The following is a 19,227-nucleotide window of genomic DNA, read 5'->3' on the forward strand; positions in this document are numbered from 1 at the left end:
CGCTAGCTTCCCCCTTCTTGTTGTTTTTTCAGTTCTGCTTCTTGTTCTTTTTCAGCTACCTGGTCTACAGGAGGAGAAATACCAGCTTCTTCGTATAATGCGTCAAAATCACGCTTTAATGTCTGCCAGTGCTTGTTTGCGTGTCCCGCATACAGAAGTTTTCCGTTTTCCTTCTTCAGCCATATTCTTCGGTGGGACCAATAAGACCCCTGTGTTAAACCGATCATGAATATAATGCCTCCGACTGCAATAAAGGGAAGTGTGTTATCTTTTCGTACCGTCAGCCCGGTTACGTTTTTTGTTTCCACGTTCTGAAAACTCATCTCATAGTCGTTTTCCCCAAACACATCCTCGTTTCTCTGGATGCCTACAAAGCTGTACTCTCCTTCTTCCGCATGCTCTGGTGAAAACATTTGGAAGATAAACGCAGGATTATCAGGAATACTTGATGTCGTAGCCGGCTCTCCCTCTTCGTTGAATTCAAAGTTAGGGAAGTAAGAGTCAATGACGACGCGGTACCCGTCTCCTAAATCATACTCATTTTCAGGATTGAACAAATCGATGCGCAGCTCGCCTGCGCTTTCTCCGGTTTCTCTGTTTACCATTTCGAGGATCATTACATTTAATTCATTTAATTTATAGTCCACCTGATATAGGCTGAATCCGTCAAAAGCGAGCGGTTCATTTACCCGGATTTCATCACGTGTCACTTCCTCGAGTTCCGGTTCTTCGCCGATCGTTCCGCCTTCTTCACGCTGATAAACGACCGCATTGGTCTGGAAAGTCTCAACAATGTTTCCTCCGGCTCTCTCCAGAGCGGTAGCAAAGGTTTCATCTTCTTCATCATACATTTCCAGGAAGAACTGCTCGTTTTCTATGAAATATTCGCCTTCTGTCCCCGGCACCACTTCGGTTTCTCCTTCACGTACCCAGACGACTTCATCGACATACATTCCCGGAAAAAAGCGCAGCATCGCACCGGTTAAAAATATAATCAGCCCTACATGGTTGACGTAAGGACCCCATCTCGAGAAGCGGCCTTTTTCGGCCACAAGGTTATCTCCCTCTTCACGGATCGTAAATTTTCTTTTTTTCAGTACATCTTTCGCCGCTTCCAGCTGATTTTCGTCAGCTGGTACCGCCATTTCTCCGAACACCCGCTGTCTGCGCAGAAACCCTTCATTTCTAGTAACTTTCTGATGCTTTAATACCCGGTAAAGTGGTACAACCCGGTCAAGGCTTGCAATAATTAACGAAATTCCTAAAGAGGCAATCAGCGCCATATACCACCAGGAGCTGTACATATTATGTAATCCGAGCGTGTAATAAATTTGTCCGAGCACTCCGTATTCTTCCTGATAGTGATCGGCTGCTGATACGTTATTTGGAATGTACATTTCCTGTGGAAAAATAGTGCCGAGAGATGATGCGAGTAACGTTAGTACAATAATCCATATGCCTACTTTTACCGAAGAAAAAAAGTTCCAGATTTTATCGACAATGGATTTATTATATGTCTGGGAACGCCGCGCGACTCCCTCATATCTCATATCCACAAGCGTCTGCTGTTTTGCTTTTTCATTCAACGGTTTTCCGCATGCTTCACAAAGATCGGTTCCCTCCGGATTCGAGTAACCGCATTCACAAATCACTTTAGCCATAGAAACACCCCATTAGCTTACCCTGCCGGGCATCTGTTTCTTTATTTATTTGATAAAGCAGGCTTTCTGCTTGTGTAACGGAACAGAAAGCCTTTTATTATTCTTTTTCAGCCAGGTCACGCAGTTTTTTTATTTCGATTGGCTTTAGTTCTCTTGAATCACCGGGCTCAAGTCCCTGCAGTGTTAGAAAAGCGTAACTTTCTCGCTTCAGCTTAATCACCTTATGACCGATATGTTCAAACATCCGTCTGACCTGCTGGTTCTTTCCTTCGTGAATAGAAATTTCAATAATAGAAGAGTTTCCTGATTTATTGGATGATTTTACATTCACTTTGGCAGGAGCTGTTTTTCCATCTTCGAGATGAATGCCGCGCTCCAGTTTTTTAAGGTTTTCTTTTGAAGGTCTTCCTTCAACTTTCGCAATATATGTTTTCACAATTTTATTGCGGGGATGCATCATCAAATGGGCAAAGTCTCCGTCATTTGTTAAAAGAAGCACTCCCGACGTCTCATAGTCCAGGCGCCCTACCGGAAAAATACGCTGCTCTATATCCGGAAGAAAATCATTGACTACCTTACGTCCTTTATCATCACTTACAGCTGAAATAATCGATTTAGGCTTATATAGAAGAAAATAGACCGGCTGCTCCTTATCCAAAGGGACACCATCTACTTCCACCAAGTCATTTCCAACCGTTACCTTTGTTCCTAATTCTTTTACTACTTCACCATTTACAGTCACACGGCCTTCTTCCATCAGCTTTTCTGCTTTTCGTCTGGACGTAATTCCTGCACTTGCTATTACTTTCTGCAATCTTTCCATTTACTTCACCTCATCTTCTATATCATACGCATCATGCTGGGGAACCACAACCTTTTTCGGACCGGGAGCGCTTATCTTTCGTCTTCTTCCCATGTACCAATCCGGCTGAAAAATTGATCCGGTTCTTCCGTCTTTTCTTCGGTAAACTGATGAATATCCGGAAGCTCCTCCAGGGAGGCAAGCTCAAAGTATTCCAAAAAGCGTTTAGACGTACGATAAAGAATCGGCCGTCCTATTTTATCTGCTCTTCCTGCCTCTGCTATCAGTGCTTTTGCAACCAGTGTCTGGATAGAACTGCCTGAGCTGACGCTTCGTATCTCATCAATTTCGGTTTTTGTAATCGGTTCGTTATAAGCAACGATTGCCAGGGTTTCCAAAGCAGCCTGAGAGAGCTTCGGCCGGTCCGGTGTGATAACATATTGTTCAATATACGAAGCAAACTCGTCTTTCGTTGCCATGTGATAGGAAGTGCCTGCCTGTTTAAGGCACAGGCCGCCTTTTTTCTCTTCCATCTGCTGTTTCATTTCCTCCAGCAGAACAGAGCATTCTTCCAGGCTGATCTCCAGCAGAGCAGCAGCCTCTTCTACCTCTACTCCCTGCTCTCCGCTTACATAAAGCAGGGATTCCAGCACTGCCTTTTGTTTTTCATTATTGATCATACATCGTTCCTCCAGCGGTATGTACCTCTATGTCAGAGAAATTGCCATTTTGTGTACAGATAATTTTTTGCTGCTTCATCATTTCCAGCATAGCCAGAAAAGTAACGACCACTTTTGGTTTATCAGCTTCCCGAAAAAGATCCGCAAATAAACAGCTGCCATGCCGTGATGCTAAAATGCTTTCAATAGAACCAATCATTTCTTCTACAGAATAGGATTCCGGCTTGATCACTGCAGAGGAAGGTTTATTAAACGCTACGCGTGTCTGCAGCCTCTGCAGGGCATCGATCATATCATAGATCGTGACGTTATCAGGCAGCGCCGTATCTTCTTTCGTATCTTTATAATCCTGCCATGATCCGGAAAAAGGCTTTGTATAATAAGTGCCGGCTTCGGCTTCCTGCTCTTTTAAATAGCCTGCTGCTGCTTTATATTTTTTATATTCGGATAAACGGTAAATCAGTTCTTCCCGGGGGTCATAATCCATATCCTCTTCTTCCCCGGTGAAAATCGGAGCCGGAAGAAGCATGCTGCTCTTGATCTCGAGGAGGGAGGCCGCCATCACTAAATACTCACTTGCTACATCAAGCTGCAGTTCCTGCATCGTCCGGACATAATCTAGATACTGGGCTGTAATGGCCGAAACAGAAATATTATAAATATCTACTTCTGATTGTTGGATTAAATGCAGAAGCAGATCGAGCGGTCCCTCAAATGCATCTATTTTTACGCTGTATTTCTTCATTTCTTTTCCCCTCTGCTCACTTTCACACATATAAATTATATCATATCCGTCCGCTGCTTAACGATAGGCGAATTTATGACGTTTAACGCCTTGGAGTAGATTAATGAAAAGCACTTGTGGTAAAGTTTAAAATATGTATTATGCTGTGTTTCAAAACTTTGTCAAAGAAAATATTCGACGAAAGCGAGGGCATGCTATGCCTCCTGTTTACTCTGACAGCTATATTCAATTTCTCATTCAATTTCACGGGTATCGTGACTACTTTGAATGTCATGAACTATTAGAAGAACACTGGAAAGAAAAAGAAGCAGGAATGCGCGACAAGCACTGGGTCGGCCTGATTCAGCTTGCCGTTGGCCTGTATCATCAGCGCCGCGGTAATTTCGCGGGCGCAGAGAAAGTTTTGCTGCGTTCTTCCGGCATCATTGCCGAGCACTCCTCTTCCCTGCAGCAGCTTTCCATTGATACAAATGAACTGCTGAACCGGATTTATTTACAACTCGATCTGCTTGCATCAAATGGGCCGTACGCGGATTTAAATATTCCGCTGACGGATGCCGGCCTTCTTCAGCACTGCAGGCAGGAATGCACAAGCCGACAGCTTGTCTGGCAGAATAAAAGCAACATGGATGATAAAGAATTAATTGACCGCCATACACGTCGGGACCGTTCTGATGTGATTAAAGAACGCGAGGAGCAGAAGCAGCGCAGACAGCAGGCTTCGAGCCGCTTCTCGTTTTAGTCCTCTTTCCCATGAAGAAAGCGTCCGCCTGTTACGAAGCGGACGCTTTTTTTACGTACTTTGAATTTCTTCCGGGCGACAGGAATCAAAAAAACTTTTCACTGCCTCGGAAGGAACCATATTTTTTTGAAGACGCTGCTGCATGTCCTCCACCATTCTTTTCCCCAGGCCTTCCCCGCGGTAAGATGGATTTACGCATAAATGCTGCAGCCTGACTGTTTTTTCATCTTCATTTACAAAACCAATAACCCCTACGATATCTTCCTTTTCTTTCCATAAAAAAAGCTCCCAGCTGCTTTCTGTTTCATACTTCTGCACGGTTTCAAGCAGTACTTTAATGCTCTTCTCATCCGGCGTGTAAGACAGCAGCCCCATTGCAATTTTTCGTTGTGCAGGTTTGAATTTCATAAACATATACATATACCCCTCATTACTTTAGAAAAATAGAAGACATATGCTTCTCAGCGGAATAATGCCCTGAAACAACACGAAAACATGGCGGTTGAGTCCGCCATGTTTCATGATTTATCGATATTGTACATGATTTAAATCAGTTTATCAAGATTCGCCATTTCAATTGCCGCAAGCGCGGCATCTGAGCCTTTATTACCGGCTTTTGTCCCGGCTCGTTCCACCGCTTCTTCAATCGTGTTCGTCGTTAATACGCCGAATATAACTGGAAGATCATAATTCATCGCTACATGCGATACTCCTTTGGCGGCTTCGGAGCAGACATAATCAAAATGAGGCGTCGCTCCGCGGATAACAGTCCCCAATGTGATGATCGCATCATATTTTTTCGACTGGGCCAGTTTTTTGGAAGCATAAGGAATTTCAAATGCGCCCGGCACCCACACCGTATCGATATTTTCTTCTTTTACTCCATGACGTTTTAAAGTACCAACAGCGCCTTCAAGCAGCCGTCCTGTAATAAAATCGTTAAAGCGTCCGGTTACTACTGCAATTTTTAAGTCCTGCCCTGTCATAGATCCTTCAAAATGTTGTCCCATGTCTGAAAACTCCCTTATCCTGTAGTGTATATTTTTTAGAAATGAAGCATATGTCCCATTTTTCCCTGTTTGGTGCGCATATATTTCTCGTTATCCTTGTTGAACGGCAGCTGAATCGGCACACGGTCGATCACTTCTAGATCATAGCCTTTCAACCCGGTAATCTTTCTTGGGTTGTTGGTAAGCAGATTCATTTTCTTTACCCCAAGGTCTCTAAGAATCTGCGCACCGATGCCGTATTCCCGAAGATCAGGTGCAAATCCAAGTTTTTCGTTAGCTTCTACTGTATCATATCCCTGCTCCTGAAGCTCATAGGCTTTCAGCTTATTGATCAGACCGATGCCTCTTCCCTCCTGGCGCATATACAATAAAATCCCGCTTCCCTCCTGTTCAATCTGGTGCAGGGCCGCATGAAGCTGTGGGCCGCAGTCGCAGCGGTGGGAACCAAATACATCCCCGGTCAAACATTCAGAATGCACACGTACAAGCACAGGCTCATCGGGAAGGATACTTCCCTTTACAAGCGCAATACTTTCTTTTTGATCAATAACGGAGGTGTACCCAAATGCCGTGAACTCTCCAAACTCTGTTGGCAGTTTCACTTCTGTTTCTCTTATAACGAGCTTATCTTTTTTATGGCGGTATTTAATAAGGTCCTTGATTGTAATCATTTTGACTTCATGCTTTTCAGCGATTTCCAAAAGTTCAGGTACGCGGGCCATTTCTCCGTCTTCTTTAATAATCTCGCAAATGACGCCCGACGGCTCGGCACCGGAAAGACGGGCCAGGTCAACCGCTGCTTCCGTATGTCCTGCTCTGCGGAGAACGCCGCCTTCTTTGGCAATCAGCGGGAAAACATGGCCGGGACGCTTCAGGTCAAGCGGCCGGGTTTTTTTATCAACAAGCGACAGAATTGTATCCGCCCGTTCTTTTGCAGAAATACCGGTTGAAGCACTTTTATGATCCACACTTACTGTAAAAGCAGTGCCGTGGGGATCTGTGTTATGGTCTACCATTGGAACGAGTTCCAATTCTTTGGCTCTTTGTTCGGTTATAGGCGTGCAGACAAGGCCGCGCCCGTGGGTAATCATAAAGTTAATTGTTTCCGGCGTGACTCTGTCGGAGAGCGCAACAAAGTCGCCTTCGTTTTCTCTATCTTCATCATCACATACGATAACTGCTTTCCCCTGCATTAATTCATAAATAGCTTCCTCAATTGTATGAAACATGGATTCATTTTCCATGATGCACCTGCCTTCTTTCTGTTGGAGTTTTACGCCTTTTTGTATTTTGTTTCAAGCAGGCGTTCCGTGTATTTCATTAACACATCGCATTCTACGTTGATAGGATCATTTATCTGCTTAGTAGACAAGTTTGTTTCTTCCCATGTATGCGGGATAATTGAAACGCTGATAGTAGATGTTGTATCGTCCACTCCAAATAACGTAAGACTTATGCCGTCAAGCGTCACAGAGCCTTTCAGCATCATATATGGCATCAGTCGTTCCGGCACTTCAATATGGATATACACCGCGTTTGCCAGCGGCTCCATGGATGCAATTCTTCCTGCCGCATCAACATGACCACTTACGAAGTGTCCGCCAAACCGGTTATTGGCTGCCATGGCTCTTTCCACATTTACAGGACTTTTCTCCTGAAGAGCCTGTAGACTGGTGCTTTTCATTGTTTCGGGCATAACATCCACCTGAAACATGTCTTCGTTAAAATCGGTTACCGTAAGGCAGACACCGTTAATGGAAATGCTGTCTCCTTCTTTCATATCCTGCATAATTTTTTCAGCTTTTATTTTCAGTTCCATATGCGATTCATGATCATTCATATGAGCGATCGTCGCTTTTTCTTCTATAATTCCTGTGAACATAGCATTCATCCTTCCTTTGGAAAAGCCGTCATCTTGATGTCTTCTCCCAATGTTTCCGTTGATTCAACGACCAGTTCCGCAGCGTGTTCCATTAGTTCAACTCCCCGTCCCCCAAATACTGGAAACGCGTCTTTTCCACCAATCAGCTTTGGCGCTATATAGTAGTGGAGTTCTTGAAAAGCAGCGGCTTCCAAAAAACTGCCGTGCACAGCGGCTCCACCCTCTACATATAAAGACTGGATATTTGTTTCACCCAGTTTTTTAAGAAGAACAGGAATGGAAATGGTGTCATCTAAAAGCTGGATTATTTCTGCTCCTGCCGCTTCCAGTGCCTGCTTTTTCTTTTCTTCCGCCCGGCTTCCGCAGACAACCCAGACGGGCGCCCCGCCGTCCTGCAGCATTCTCGCAGTCGGAAGCGTCCGCAGTGACGTATCCAGTACAATCCGGATCGGCTGCCTGAACGCGTGCTCGAGTCGTACATTTAGAGACGGATCATCTGCCGCGGCGGTTCCTGCACCGACTAATATTGCGTCGTGCTTCATACGGTTTAAGTGAACATCTTTTCTTGCATCTTCCCCTGTAATCCATTTACTGCTTCCGGCATAAGTAGCCGTTTTACCATCCAGCGTTGCTGCAGCTTTAAGGGTCACATATGGGGTTCCTGTCTTCATATAGTGAAAGAAAAAACGGTTGATGTTATCTGCTTTTTCTTTCAGCACGCCGACATCAACAGGAATACCTGCAGCTCTCAGCTTTTCGATTCCGCTGCCTTTTACTTTAGGGTTCGGATCAACAGAAGCGACAACGACTCTCTGTACCCGGCTTTTAATCAAGAGTTCGGCACAGGGAGGGGTTTTCCCGTAATGGCTGCACGGCTCTAATGTTACATAGGCTACAGCGCCTTCTGCCGCTTCCCCTGCCATACGCACAGCATGCACTTCTGCGTGAGGCGTTCCCGCCTTTAGATGAGCGCCCATGCCGACGATTTGATGATCTTTCACTAATACTGCTCCAACTAAGGGGTTCGGTGAAGTCTGTCCGGAAGCAGAAACGGCCAGATCCAGCGCAAGCTTCATATAGGTTTCATCGTTCATTGTTATTACAGCCTTTCCCGCTGCCTCGATTAACAGACTTCGAGGCATATAAAAACCCCCGAAGGACTTTTCCTTCGGGGGAGTAATTAATCACGTTTAAATAAGCCCTGTGAACAGGTGCAAAAGGCCGCTGCTGCTCCACGTGTGTTTACACAGCAGGACAGCCTATTTAAACATGGTTTCCTTCTCCCATCCAGACTTTACTGTCGGCTTCGGAATTTCACCGAATCCACCGCTCTGCCTAAGCATTACGGGTCACGGACTAAAAAGAGCGAACTCTTTATCACCGCCGGTTGGGACTTTCACCCGACCCCGAAGGAACTGCCGCACGGCAGGTACCAATGTTATTTTCTAAAAAGTGTATACCTTATCATATGATAATCCAATAAGAAACGTCAACTAAAAATGCCTGACGGCCCCACTATATAAAAAAAGGCGGGAAATACATAATTTATAACAAAGTCTGTAAAGGGTCGCTTTCCGCAGGACGAGCCTTAAGCTACAGAGGAAAAGATCAACCTCTTTAACTTCATCGATGGCTGTTCTGCAGGAGCCTCCATCTGCCTTTTGCTTCATTGTTGACAAACGTTCTAAAGGATTCAAGATCTTGTATAGATATACGTGATGGCATGATGTCTCGACAATCTAAAAAAACCGGCATTCCGCCGGTTTTTTTAGTCTGTTATATAAGCAGCCTCGTGTATCCAGTGCAGCCCCTTTTACACGATAGAACCATTTACTCGCTCCAGACCTTTACTTCCTGCATAACGTCGCCCTGCTTGATTCTATCTACAGTATCGAGGCCTTCCGTTACTTTACCGAAAACTGTATGAACGCCGTCTAAATGAGGCTGTGGTTCAAAAAGAATAAAGAACTGGCTTCCGCCTGTATCTTTACCGGCATGCGCCATAGATAAATAGCCTTTACCGTGCTTATTAGGATTTCCTTCTGTTTCGCATTTAATAGTATAACCAGGTCCGCCTGTTCCATTGCCGCTTGGGTCTCCGCCCTGGGCTACAAATCCAGGGATTACACGGTGAAAGTTCAATCCGTTGTAAAAACCTTTATTTGCAAGAGTTTCAAAGTTTTCTACTGTTCCTGGTGCATCCTGGTCAAAGAACTCAATTTGAATTTCTTCTCCATTTTCGAACTTAATGCTTCCTTTTTTCATTACAATCAACCACCTTTTTTTAAATGTAGAGCCCGGCTGGATAAAACCGGCTGTTCTATTATACCCTCTCTGCTGAGCGAAGGGGCAAATCATTTTTTAATAAATCTTCATACGTTTCTTTTCTTATAACAAGCTGAGTCGATCCGTTTTCTGCAAAAACGACCGGCGGCCTTGAAAATCGATTATAGTTATTGGCCATGGCGTACCCATAGGCTCCTGTGCAGAAGACTGCCAGCACGTCATCTTCGGCAGGTTCCGGAAGAGGAAGATCCCAAATCAGCATGTCTCCGGATTCGCAGCATTTTCCGGCAATGGCAAACGTATCTTCTGCTTTGTCATTTGCGCGGTTGGCAAGTATCCCTTCATACTCTGCATGATACAGGGCAGGACGAATATTATCGGTCATTCCTCCATCGACTGCCGCGTAGCGGCGGACACCAGGAATGTTTTTCTGGGATCCAATCTTATAAAGAGTGGTTCCAGCGTCTCCGGTCATTGCACGGCCGGGCTCAATCCAGATTTCCGGCAACTCCAGGCCGTGCAGCTCGCTCTGTTCCTGCACCGTATGAATTAAAGAGGTAACGTACTCCTCCGGCAGCAGCGGTTCGTCCCCTTCTACATAACGGATTCCAAAACCTCCTCCGGCATTGAGTACTTCCGGCTCAAAATCAAGTTCTTCTTTCCAGCGGATAATCTGGCTGAACAGCTTTTCAATAGCCATTGAAAAACCATGGGTGTCAAAAATCTGTGAGCCGATATGGCAGTGAATTCCTTTTAACTGCAGATAAGGATGATCTTTCAGACGTTTAATTGCTTCGTCCGCCTGTCCGCTCGTTAAGTCAAAGCCGAATTTAGAGTCTTCCTGTCCCGTTGAAATATATTCGTGCGTATGCGCTTCGATTCCAGGAGTTGTACGGATCAGCACGTGCGGAGATTTTTTCATTTTTTCGGTCTGCTCTTTTAGCATATCGAGTTCATGAAAATTATCTACCACAAAACAGCCGACATCCAGATCAAGTGCCATTTGAATTTCCTCAAGAGATTTATTGTTTCCATGGAGGTGTACACGCTCCATCGGAAACCCTGCCCGCTTAGCCGTCAGCATTTCTCCGCCTGACACAACGTCCAGACTTAAGCCCAGTTCATCGGCAAGCTGAACCATCGCAATGCAGCTGAATGCTTTGCTTGCATAAGCTACCTGATACTGCATGCCTTCTGCTTCAAAAGCTTTTTTAAAGCCTCTTGCCCGGCGTCGTATAAGCTCTACATCGTATACAAAAACAGGCGTCCCGTATTCTTTTGTAATATCCATCGTATCTACGCCGCCTATTTCCAGGTGGCCTTTATTATTTATTTGGCTGGTGCCGTGTAAATACATCGCTTTTCCCCCTACTCCCATTCAGTGATTTATATTGTAGCATCTATTTGCAGGAGTACAAAGAAAAACTCTCGCGGCTGTTTTTACGTCCTATTTTATACGATCGTGTCGTGAATAAGCGGCTCGGGTACAACTTCTGAATCGGAATATTCATAAGCCTCTCTAACAATAGCCGAAGCCTCTGCAGCTTCCGTCTGATTGGCGTGCAGGACAGCCAGCACATCGCCTGTCTGGATGCGGTCTCCGATTTTTTTGCGGAGTTCAATTCCCACTGCGTAATCAATTTCATCTTCTTTTGTGGCCCGGCCGGCTCCCAGGGTCATTGCGGCACGCCCTATTTCTGACGCTTTCATTCCACTCACAAACCCATCTTTTTCTGAAGTGACTTCTATTAGATGCGCGGCATTGAGCAGAAGGCCCGAATCGTCCACTGAAGAGGCGTCACCGCCCTGTGCTTCAATAAACTGCTTCATTTTTTTCAACGCTTCTCCATTGTCAATCACCTGCTCTACCAGTTTCACGGCTTCCTCCAAATTGGAGGCTTTATCAGCCAGCACGACCATATGGGCAGCAAGCGTAACGCTTAAATCATGAAGATCTTTCGGTCCTTTTCCGTTTAATGTATCAATAGCTTCTTTCACTTCGAGCGCGTTGCCGACAAAACGTCCCAGCGGCTGATTCATATCGGATATAACTGCCATGGTTTTCCGGTCCAGGGATTTCCCTATATCGACCATTGCGCCTGCAAGCTCTCTTGCTTCTTCGACGCTTTCCATAAACGCCCCGCTGCCTGTTTTCACATCAAGCACAATAGCATCGGCCCCAGCGGCAATTTTTTTGCTCATTACCGAGCTTGCTATTAATGGAATGGAATTTACTGTGCCCGTTACATCCCGGAGCGAATACAGCTTCTTGTCAGCCGGCGTCAGGTTACCGCTTTGTCCGGCAAGCGCAATCTTGTTCTCATTAACAAGCTTAATAAACTCGTCCTGGCTGATTTCTGTTTGAAATCCTGTAAAAGCTTCCAGCTTATCAATTGTTCCTCCTGTATGACCGAGGCCGCGTCCGGACATTTTTGCTACCGGTATGCCAAGTGCAGCCACAATCGGACCTAGAATAAGAGTTGTTTTGTCTCCTACTCCGCCGGTCGAATGTTTGTCGACTTTGACTCCTTCGACGGCAGACAAGTCAAGCTGGTCACCGGAAGCAGCCATAGCAAACGTGAGTGCTGCGGCCTCGGACTGGGTCATTCCTTTAAAATATACAGCCATCGCAAAGGCCGCTGCCTGGTAATCAGGCACCGTACCTTTCGTATATTCGTTAATAAACCATTCTATTGCTTCCTGCGGAAGTTCTTTTCCGTCCCGTTTATCTGTAATGATATCAACCATTCTCATCGCATCTGCCTCTTTTCGTTTAAAATCATTCTACGCCGACATCTCTTTTACAATTTCTTTTACTAACGAAATAAATTTAGGCTTCGTCCGTGCGGCTGTTTCCATCACTTCCTGATGGGTCACACCCTGCAGATCTTCACCGACTGCCATGTCTGTGACGCAGGAAATACCAAGCACGTTCATTCCGCTGTGCCGGGCCACAATGACTTCCGGCACCGTGGACATGCCTACAACATCCCCGCCGAGACGACGGAGCATAATCAATTCTGCTGCAGACATGAAATAAGGTCCGGTAATGCCGGCATATACGCCCTGCTGCAGTGTTAAGCCTTCTTTTTTGGCACAGCGGTGGGCAAGTTCCTGAAATTCTTTATTGTACGCTGTACTCATATCAGGAAAACGGGGACCGAATGCCTCCAGGTTTTTCCCAATAAGTGGATTGTCGTTTGTCATGTTTAAATGATCTTTTATCACCATTAAATCGCCGGGCTGAAAGCTTTTGTTCATGCCTCCGCATGCATTGGTTACAATCAGATTTTCTGCTCCAAGACTTTTCATCACCCGGACCGGGAAGGTGACTTCCTGCATCGAATAACCTTCATAGTAATGAAAGCGTCCCTGCATGGCAATCACTTCTTTTCCCTGAAGCTTTCCAATAACAAGGCGTCCTGCATGGCCTTCCACCGTAGACACGGGAAAGTATGGAATCTCATTGTACGGAATATAAACGGGCTCTTCTATCTCTTCTGCCAGATCACCGAGACCAGACCCCAGAATCATAGCGACAGCAGGAGCTTTATTTATTTTAGACTGAATAAAATCAGCTGCTTCTTTTACTTCTGCTTCGGGTATACTCATTTACAGCTCTTCCCCCGTCCGCTTAACGATGTTTTTCATCAATGCTAAAAATTCCGCACGAACAGCTGTCGTTGTTTCCATTACTTCGTCGTGGCTGAGCGGCTGGTCCAGAATGCCGGCTGCCATGTTGGAAATGCAGGAAAGCCCGAGTACCTGGATGGATGAATGAGCCGCTGCAATAACTTCGGGAACGGTGGACATGCCTACAGCATCTGCCCCAAGCACCCGCAGCATTTTTATTTCCGCAGGAGTCTCATAACAAGGTCCTGTATTTGCTGCATACACACCCTCTTTTAAATCAATTTCGAGCTCTTTAGCAGCTTTATTGGCAATATGGGCCAGTCTTTCAGAATAAGCATTCGACATATCCGGAAAGCGGGTTCCAAATGATTCTTCGTTTTTGCCGATTAACGGGTTTGCTCCCATTTGATTAATATGGTCTTTAATTCTCATTAAGTTGCCCGCTTTAAATGATTCGTTAATGCCGCCGGCAGCATTCGTTACAAACAGTGCTTCTATGCCAAGCATATGCATAACGCGCACCGGAAAGGTGACTTCCTGCATCGAATAGCCTTCGTAATAATGAAAACGGCCTTTCATTGCTGCAACTGCAACCCCTTCAAGCTTTCCAATCACAAGCTCGCCGGCATGGCCTTCAACGGTTGAAACCGGAAATCCTGGTATTTTTTCATAAGGAATGACTACAGCCTCTTCTATTTCATCAGCGAGAATACCGAGGCCGGACCCTAAAATCAAACCAATCTTCGGCTGTATTGTTGTATAGGACTGAATCGCGCTGCCTGCTTTTTGAACGTTATCTATTATGCTCATTATTTGTCTCCATTCTTATTTAAAATTGATAAAAAGCTGCTGCCATACTCCGGCATCGGTACATTAAAGTTTTCGGCGATAGTAGCACCTACATCAGCAAACGTCTTCCTTGTGCCCAGATCCCGTCCGGGCTGAATAGAAGGCGAATAGGCAAGCAGCGGCACGACTTCTCTTGTATGATCGGTTCCCGGGTGAACCGGGTCATTTCCATGGTCTGCGGTAATAATAAGAATATCGTTCTGATTCATGTTCTCCAGCACTTCCGGCAGCCTTTGATCAAACTCTTCTATTGCTTTGCCATACCCGATCGGGTCACGGCGGTGGCCGAATTTCGCATCAAAGTCGACGAGGTTTAAAAAGCTGAGTCCGGTAAAATTCTGGTGGACCGTCTGCATCAATTTATCCATCCCATCCATATTCGATGTCGTGCGCAGGGAATTGGTAATGCCTTCATTATCAAAAATATCGCTGATCTTCCCTACAGCCAAACTGTCCAGGCTGCTGTCCTTTAAATAGTTCAGTACGGTCTGCCCAAACGGCTTTAATGCATAATCATGCCGGTTGGAGGTTCGTTCAAATGCACCGTCCGCTCCAGTAAAAGGCCTCGCGATGATTCTTCCCAGCATATAAGGGGGATCATAGGTCATTTTCCGTGCTTTTTCACAGATATCGTACAGCTCTTCAAGCGGCACAACGTCTTCATGGGCGGCAATCTGCAGGACTGAATCTGCAGAGGTATACACGATTAAATCGCCGCTGTTCACATGGGCTTCGCCGAGCTCTTCTATAATTTCCGTACCGGATGCCACTTTATTGCCTATCACTTTCCGTCCGGCTGCTTCTTCTAGTTTTCCAATCAAATCTGGAGGAAATCCTTCAGGAAATGTCTGAAACGGCTCGCCGATGTAGAGTCCCATCATTTCCCAGTGACCTGTCATCGTGTCTTTGCTCTGCGACGCTTCTTCCATAATGCCGTATGAAGCAGTCGGAGAAGACACTGGTGAAATCCCCGGCGCTTCTTTGATCATTCCCAACCCTAGTTTTTCCAGGTTAGGTACGTGCAGCCCATTCATTTTTTCAGCAATGTGGCCCAGCGTATCAGCGCCTTGGTCGCCAAACTGTTCAGCGTCAGGTGCTTCTCCTATTCCTACTGAATCCATCACTACAACAAACATTCGCTTGAACGGATAATCATTCATATTTAGTCTCCTCTTTTTCGTTATGCCCTTGGATGATAATGTAAATAGACATCTTTGAGTTTATGGGTTGATACGTGAGTGTATATTTGGGTGGTCGAGATATCAGTGTGCCCGAGCATTTCCTGCACTGCTCTCAGGTCAGCTCCATTTTCAAGAAGATGGGTGGCAAAAGAGTGTCTCAGCGTGTGCGGTGTGAGCGGCTTTTCAATTCCAGCCTTTTCTGCAGCTGCCTTTAGTATTTTCCAAAACCCCTGCCGGGAAAGCGGATTTCCGTGATGATTCACAAAAAGGGTGTCATGCCGCTTTTGCTTCATCAGCTCCAGGCGGCCGTTCCCTGCATATGTCTCCACTGCATCCGCTGCGACTTTTCCAAGAGGGACGATCCGCTCTTTGTTTCCTTTTCCGAGGCACTGCACAAATCCCATTTCTAAATGAATATCCCCACTTTTAAGCTCACACAGCTCCGTGACACGGAGGCCGGTCGCATACATCAGCTCCAGCATGGCATGATTTCTTCGTGAAAAAGCAGTCGTTCCTTTAGAAGCCTCCAGAAGACGGTCTACTTCCTGCGACGTAAGGACAGAAGGAAGCTTTCTGCTCTTCCTGGGCGTTTCAATAAGCTCGGACGGATCCTTTTTTGCTTTTCCGTCTCTTAGAGCAAATTGATGGAATGCACGAATCGTTGATAAGTACCTCGACAACGTAGCGGTCGTGCGGCCCTCTTCTTTTTTTGCATGAAGATAGTCCAGGATATGCCGCCTTTCCACGTCAGCTGTTTTGGACACACCTGCTTTTTCCACACTTGCTATGTAGTGCTTCAAATCCCTTTGATAGGATTGAACCGTATTTTGTGACAGTCCTTTTTCCACCTGGCAGTAATGCAGAAAATCCATGATATCCATCTTCACCTCAAGTCCGCCTTCCTTCCATTTACAAATCGTACAGGCATATCATAACATAAGCAATAAAGCGTCATCATCCTTATCCCTCCATCAATTTCAACTTCTAAAAAGTTCTATTTTTCTAACAATACGGCAAAATAAAAAACCTTCTCATTTCTGAAAAGGTTTAACGGACTTTCACCTGATTTTTCTTTTTCGGTTTCTTTTCTGCATCTGATTCCTGCTCTGTGCTGTGGCAGCGGTGGCATACGCCGTGAAACGTCAGACGGTGGTCTTTAATTTTGAAATTCCAGTCTTTTTCTACAATCTTTTCTACATCTCCAAGCAGGTCATCCTGGATCTCATCAACCGTTCCGCATTCAATACATACAAGATGATGATGGAAATGAGCGGCGCCTTCTTTTCGGAGATCATACCGGGAAACCCCATCCCCAAAGTTTATTTTATCAACAATTTCCAGTTCATTTAAAAGCTCAAGGGTGCGGTAAACGGTAGCAAGACCGATTTCCGGTGCTTTTTCTTTTACGAGTAAGTATACATCTTCTGCACTGAGGTGATCTTCTTCATTTTCCAGCAGAACACGAACCGTTGCTTCCCGTTGAGGAGTTAACTTATAGCTTTTGGAATGTAGCTGATTTTTTATCCGGTCAATACGCTGTTCCATTTTATCCTCCTCCTTCTCAATCAATCTATACTCACATTATAATAATGCTAAAGAAGAGTGTCAATTAATAATGATAATTAATACCACTTTATAATTATTATTAACTGATAATCAACTACAGCTTATTGATTCTCAGTCTCAAATATTGAACAGCATACATTGTTTTCGCATCGTGTATCAGATTCTGTTCGATGGCTTCTTCCGCTTCCTTAAGTGAAATTTCTTCCACCTGTACAAATTCATCTTCATCAGTAAACGGGGTGCCCGGCTTATCGATGTCTGCCTCGTACAAATGAACCAGTTCATCACAAAAGCCGGGAGCCGTATAAAAAGAAGCAATTTTTTTCAGGCTGAGCGGTTTATAGCCGGTTTCCTCTTCCAGCTCACGACCTGCGGTAACGTGGGGCTCTTCGCCTGCTTCCATTTTACCTGCCGGTATTTCCAGAATTTCTTTTTCCAATGCTTTTCGGTATTGGCGCACCATCACAATGTTATCGTCCTGCGTCACAGCGATTACTGCTACTGCTCCGGGATGGCGTACCAGTTCCCTTTTGCTTGTTTTTCCATTTGGGAGACCGACCTCTTCTACATCTACATTAATAACCTTGCCGCTGTATATTCTTTCTCCTGAAATCGTCTTTTCTGTAAAGTCCATGTCGTTCCTCCTCAGATATTTTCCTCAATAACCTGTTCCATTCGCTCGTATGTAACTTCTCCGGCAATTTTTTCAATAATAATACCATCTTTATCGATAATAACTGTAGTCGGAAGGTATTGAAGCTGATACGCATCTGCCATATCTCCATCCATATCGATTGCAGAAGGGGACGCGGAAAGATTGAATTCTTCTGCGAACGTTTCTGCCTCTTCCTGCGTCCGTTCGTAGGAATTCATGTTCATTGTAATAACCTCGACATCCTCTTCACTGTAATCCTCATGGATATCCAAAAGCGCCGGGAGCTCTCTGACGCATGGCTCACACCATGAGGCCCACATGTTGAGCACCACCAGGCTTCCCCGGTAGTCACTCAGTACGGTATCCCCGCCGGTGCCATAGGAAGGAAGCGAAAAATCAGGAGCCCTGTCCCCCGGTTCTGATCCGACCTGTTTGGCACTGCCGCTGATAATAATATACAAAGCAGCAGCGGCTGCCAATCCAATAATTACAAGGGTAATCTTTTTTTTATTCATTCCCTCACCTGCCCGCTCATTCTCTCTCTATCATACATAGTTTGACGGTATTTGTGTTTGTCATTTTTGTGATTCAGCAGAGTTGAAGACCAAAATCCCCTTTTTTATTGCCCGTTGTTTTGCTAAAATAGCATTTGTTAGAGAAAAAGGAGTGAACGTATTGACTATTATTGAAGCACTGATATTTGGAATTGTTCAGGGCATTGCTGAATTTCTCCCTATATCAAGCACAGCACATATTGTTATTGCACAAATGCTTTTTGGCTATACATTTCCCGGGTTGTCTTTTGAAGTTATCCTTCATTTAGGATCTGTAGCAGCGGTCATCTTGTTTTTCCGGAAGGACATTATTCATCTGATCCAGGTATTCTTTCGTTATTTACTAAAACGGGACATAGAAGACAAGCCGGAATTTCTTTTCAGTATATTCATTATTATCGCCACGTTTATTACGGGAGCATTAGGTATTCTTCTTGAAGGTGCGATTGGCGAAGGGATCAAAACGCCTTTTGTTATCGCAGGTTCCCTGACACTGACTGGTATTTTCCTTATTCTTATTGAACGGTTCCACCGCATTGGCATTCGAACGGAAAAAGAAATGACGATACTCGATTCTATTGTAGTAGGCCTTGCCCAGACGCTTGCTGTCCTGCCTGGCATTTCACGTTCAGGTACAACTCTAATTGCCGGCTTGTACGCTGGTTTGAGCCGGAAAACGGCCGTACGGTATTCTTTTCTATTGTCCATTCCCGTTATTGCCGGTTCTTCCGTACTGGCTCTTGGCGACCTGACTTCCGGCCAGCTTGGCGTTATCGGATACGGACCTATTGCAGCAGCGTTAATTGCTTCTTTTATTACTTCCTATATAGGAATCATCTGGCTGATTGACTTCTTAAACAAAGGCCGTTTGATTTATTTTGCTGTTTATTGTTTTGTGCTCGCTGCATTAGTTATCGGATTTCTTGATGCCGGCACTGTTATTGATGTATAAAAACAGCATACGAACTTCTTTTATTGCAA

Annotated in this window: 21 protein-coding genes and 1 riboswitch; of the genes, 2 read left to right on the forward strand and 19 right to left on the reverse strand. The window is 45.2% G+C overall.

Going from position 1 to position 19,227, the window contains the following annotated elements:
• Nucleotides 1-2 precede the first annotated feature (2 nt).
• The 4 genes from resB to AC5W14_RS07115 form a co-directional block, all read right to left on the reverse strand.
• Nucleotides 3-1,661, reverse strand: a complete 1,659-nt coding sequence (resB, locus tag AC5W14_RS07100; RefSeq protein ID WP_496058646.1) for a cytochrome c biogenesis protein ResB — start codon at nucleotides 1,659-1,661, stop codon at nucleotides 3-5.
• A 97-nt stretch (nucleotides 1,662-1,758) separates the two neighbouring features.
• A complete protein-coding gene (locus tag AC5W14_RS07105) occupies nucleotides 1,759-2,484 on the reverse strand; it encodes a pseudouridine synthase (RefSeq protein ID WP_496058647.1) in 726 nt (241 codons plus the stop codon).
• A 71-nt stretch (nucleotides 2,485-2,555) separates the two neighbouring features.
• A complete protein-coding gene (scpB, locus tag AC5W14_RS07110) occupies nucleotides 2,556-3,143 on the reverse strand; it encodes an SMC-Scp complex subunit ScpB (RefSeq protein ID WP_496058648.1) in 588 nt (195 codons plus the stop codon).
• A complete protein-coding gene (locus tag AC5W14_RS07115; RefSeq protein WP_496194016.1) occupies nucleotides 3,133-3,888 on the reverse strand; it encodes a segregation/condensation protein A in 756 nt (251 codons plus the stop codon). The genes scpB and AC5W14_RS07115 overlap by 11 nt, the downstream gene beginning before the upstream one ends.
• Before the next feature lie 196 nt (nucleotides 3,889-4,084).
• Here AC5W14_RS07115 and AC5W14_RS07120 point away from each other — a divergent pair, with 196 nt between their 5' ends.
• The gene (locus tag AC5W14_RS07120) at nucleotides 4,085-4,630 is read left to right on the forward strand and encodes a DUF309 domain-containing protein (protein ID WP_496194017.1); all 546 of its coding nucleotides are present in this window, start codon (nucleotides 4,085-4,087) and stop codon (nucleotides 4,628-4,630) included.
• A gap of 51 nt (nucleotides 4,631-4,681) precedes the next feature.
• On the opposite strand, the gene AC5W14_RS07125 is transcribed toward AC5W14_RS07120, so the two are convergent.
• The 15 genes from AC5W14_RS07125 to AC5W14_RS07195 all read right to left on the reverse strand — a co-directional run bounded on the left by AC5W14_RS07125 (nucleotide 4,682) and on the right by AC5W14_RS07195 (nucleotide 18,207).
• Entirely contained in the window at nucleotides 4,682-5,038 is a 357-nt protein-coding gene (locus AC5W14_RS07125; RefSeq protein ID WP_496058651.1) for a GNAT family N-acetyltransferase, read from the reverse strand.
• Nucleotides 5,039-5,175: 137 nt separating this feature from the next.
• Nucleotides 5,176-5,640 carry a 6,7-dimethyl-8-ribityllumazine synthase gene (ribH, locus tag AC5W14_RS07130; RefSeq protein WP_496194018.1) on the reverse strand — a complete coding sequence of 155 codons (465 nt, stop codon included), beginning with the start codon at nucleotides 5,638-5,640 and terminating at the stop codon, nucleotides 5,176-5,178.
• 35 nt (nucleotides 5,641-5,675) lie between these two features.
• Nucleotides 5,676-6,869 (reverse strand): bifunctional 3,4-dihydroxy-2-butanone-4-phosphate synthase/GTP cyclohydrolase II, encoded by a 1,194-nt coding sequence (locus AC5W14_RS07135; RefSeq protein WP_496058941.1) that lies wholly within the window; start codon nucleotides 6,867-6,869, stop codon nucleotides 5,676-5,678.
• A gap of 44 nt (nucleotides 6,870-6,913) precedes the next feature.
• Nucleotides 6,914-7,522: a riboflavin synthase gene (gene ribE / locus AC5W14_RS07140; RefSeq protein ID WP_496194019.1), complete on the reverse strand. Its 609-nt coding sequence runs from the start codon at nucleotides 7,520-7,522 to the stop codon at nucleotides 6,914-6,916.
• 5 nt (nucleotides 7,523-7,527) lie between these two features.
• The gene (gene ribD / locus AC5W14_RS07145) at nucleotides 7,528-8,616 is read right to left on the reverse strand and encodes a bifunctional diaminohydroxyphosphoribosylaminopyrimidine deaminase/5-amino-6-(5-phosphoribosylamino)uracil reductase RibD (RefSeq protein ID WP_496194116.1); all 1,089 of its coding nucleotides are present in this window, start codon (nucleotides 8,614-8,616) and stop codon (nucleotides 7,528-7,530) included.
• A 177-nt stretch (nucleotides 8,617-8,793) separates the two neighbouring features.
• Nucleotides 8,794-8,940, reverse strand: a riboswitch (FMN riboswitch).
• Nucleotides 8,941-9,352: 412 nt separating this feature from the next.
• Entirely contained in the window at nucleotides 9,353-9,787 is a 435-nt protein-coding gene (locus tag AC5W14_RS07150; RefSeq protein ID WP_120193303.1) for a peptidylprolyl isomerase, read from the reverse strand.
• A 58-nt stretch (nucleotides 9,788-9,845) separates the two neighbouring features.
• Complete coding sequence (lysA, locus tag AC5W14_RS07155; protein ID WP_496058654.1) at nucleotides 9,846-11,165, reverse strand: diaminopimelate decarboxylase; 1,320 nt, start codon at nucleotides 11,163-11,165, stop codon at nucleotides 9,846-9,848.
• 95 nt (nucleotides 11,166-11,260) lie between these two features.
• A complete protein-coding gene (locus AC5W14_RS07160) occupies nucleotides 11,261-12,562 on the reverse strand; it encodes a pyrimidine-nucleoside phosphorylase (protein ID WP_496194020.1) in 1,302 nt (433 codons plus the stop codon).
• A 30-nt stretch (nucleotides 12,563-12,592) separates the two neighbouring features.
• Nucleotides 12,593-13,420, reverse strand: a complete 828-nt coding sequence (locus tag AC5W14_RS07165) for a purine-nucleoside phosphorylase (RefSeq protein ID WP_496194021.1) — start codon at nucleotides 13,418-13,420, stop codon at nucleotides 12,593-12,595.
• Nucleotides 13,421-14,251, reverse strand: a complete 831-nt coding sequence (locus tag AC5W14_RS07170; protein WP_496194022.1) for a purine-nucleoside phosphorylase — start codon at nucleotides 14,249-14,251, stop codon at nucleotides 13,421-13,423. It abuts the gene before it with no gap.
• On the reverse strand, nucleotides 14,251-15,450 hold the full coding sequence (gene deoB, locus AC5W14_RS07175; protein WP_496058658.1) for a phosphopentomutase: 1,200 nt from the start codon (nucleotides 15,448-15,450) through the stop codon (nucleotides 14,251-14,253). The genes AC5W14_RS07170 and deoB overlap by 1 nt, the downstream gene beginning before the upstream one ends.
• A 20-nt stretch (nucleotides 15,451-15,470) precedes the next feature.
• Nucleotides 15,471-16,358, reverse strand: a complete 888-nt coding sequence (gene xerD / locus AC5W14_RS07180; RefSeq protein ID WP_496058659.1) for a site-specific tyrosine recombinase XerD — start codon at nucleotides 16,356-16,358, stop codon at nucleotides 15,471-15,473.
• Between the two features lie 160 nt (nucleotides 16,359-16,518).
• The gene (fur, locus tag AC5W14_RS07185; RefSeq protein WP_496058660.1) at nucleotides 16,519-17,016 is read right to left on the reverse strand and encodes a ferric iron uptake transcriptional regulator; all 498 of its coding nucleotides are present in this window, start codon (nucleotides 17,014-17,016) and stop codon (nucleotides 16,519-16,521) included.
• Nucleotides 17,017-17,131: 115 nt separating this feature from the next.
• Nucleotides 17,132-17,671, reverse strand: coding sequence for an NUDIX hydrolase (locus tag AC5W14_RS07190; protein ID WP_496058661.1), 540 nt, complete (start codon nucleotides 17,669-17,671; stop codon nucleotides 17,132-17,134).
• Nucleotides 17,672-17,682: 11 nt separating this feature from the next.
• A complete protein-coding gene (locus tag AC5W14_RS07195) occupies nucleotides 17,683-18,207 on the reverse strand; it encodes a TlpA family protein disulfide reductase (protein WP_496194023.1) in 525 nt (174 codons plus the stop codon).
• A 151-nt stretch (nucleotides 18,208-18,358) separates the two neighbouring features.
• Here AC5W14_RS07195 and AC5W14_RS07200 point away from each other — a divergent pair, with 151 nt between their 5' ends.
• Nucleotides 18,359-19,198: an undecaprenyl-diphosphate phosphatase gene (locus AC5W14_RS07200; protein WP_496058663.1), complete on the forward strand. Its 840-nt coding sequence runs from the start codon at nucleotides 18,359-18,361 to the stop codon at nucleotides 19,196-19,198.
• Nucleotides 19,199-19,227: the final 29 nt, after the last annotated feature.

The organism is Sinobaca sp. TMA16-18, from assembly GCF_059510535.1.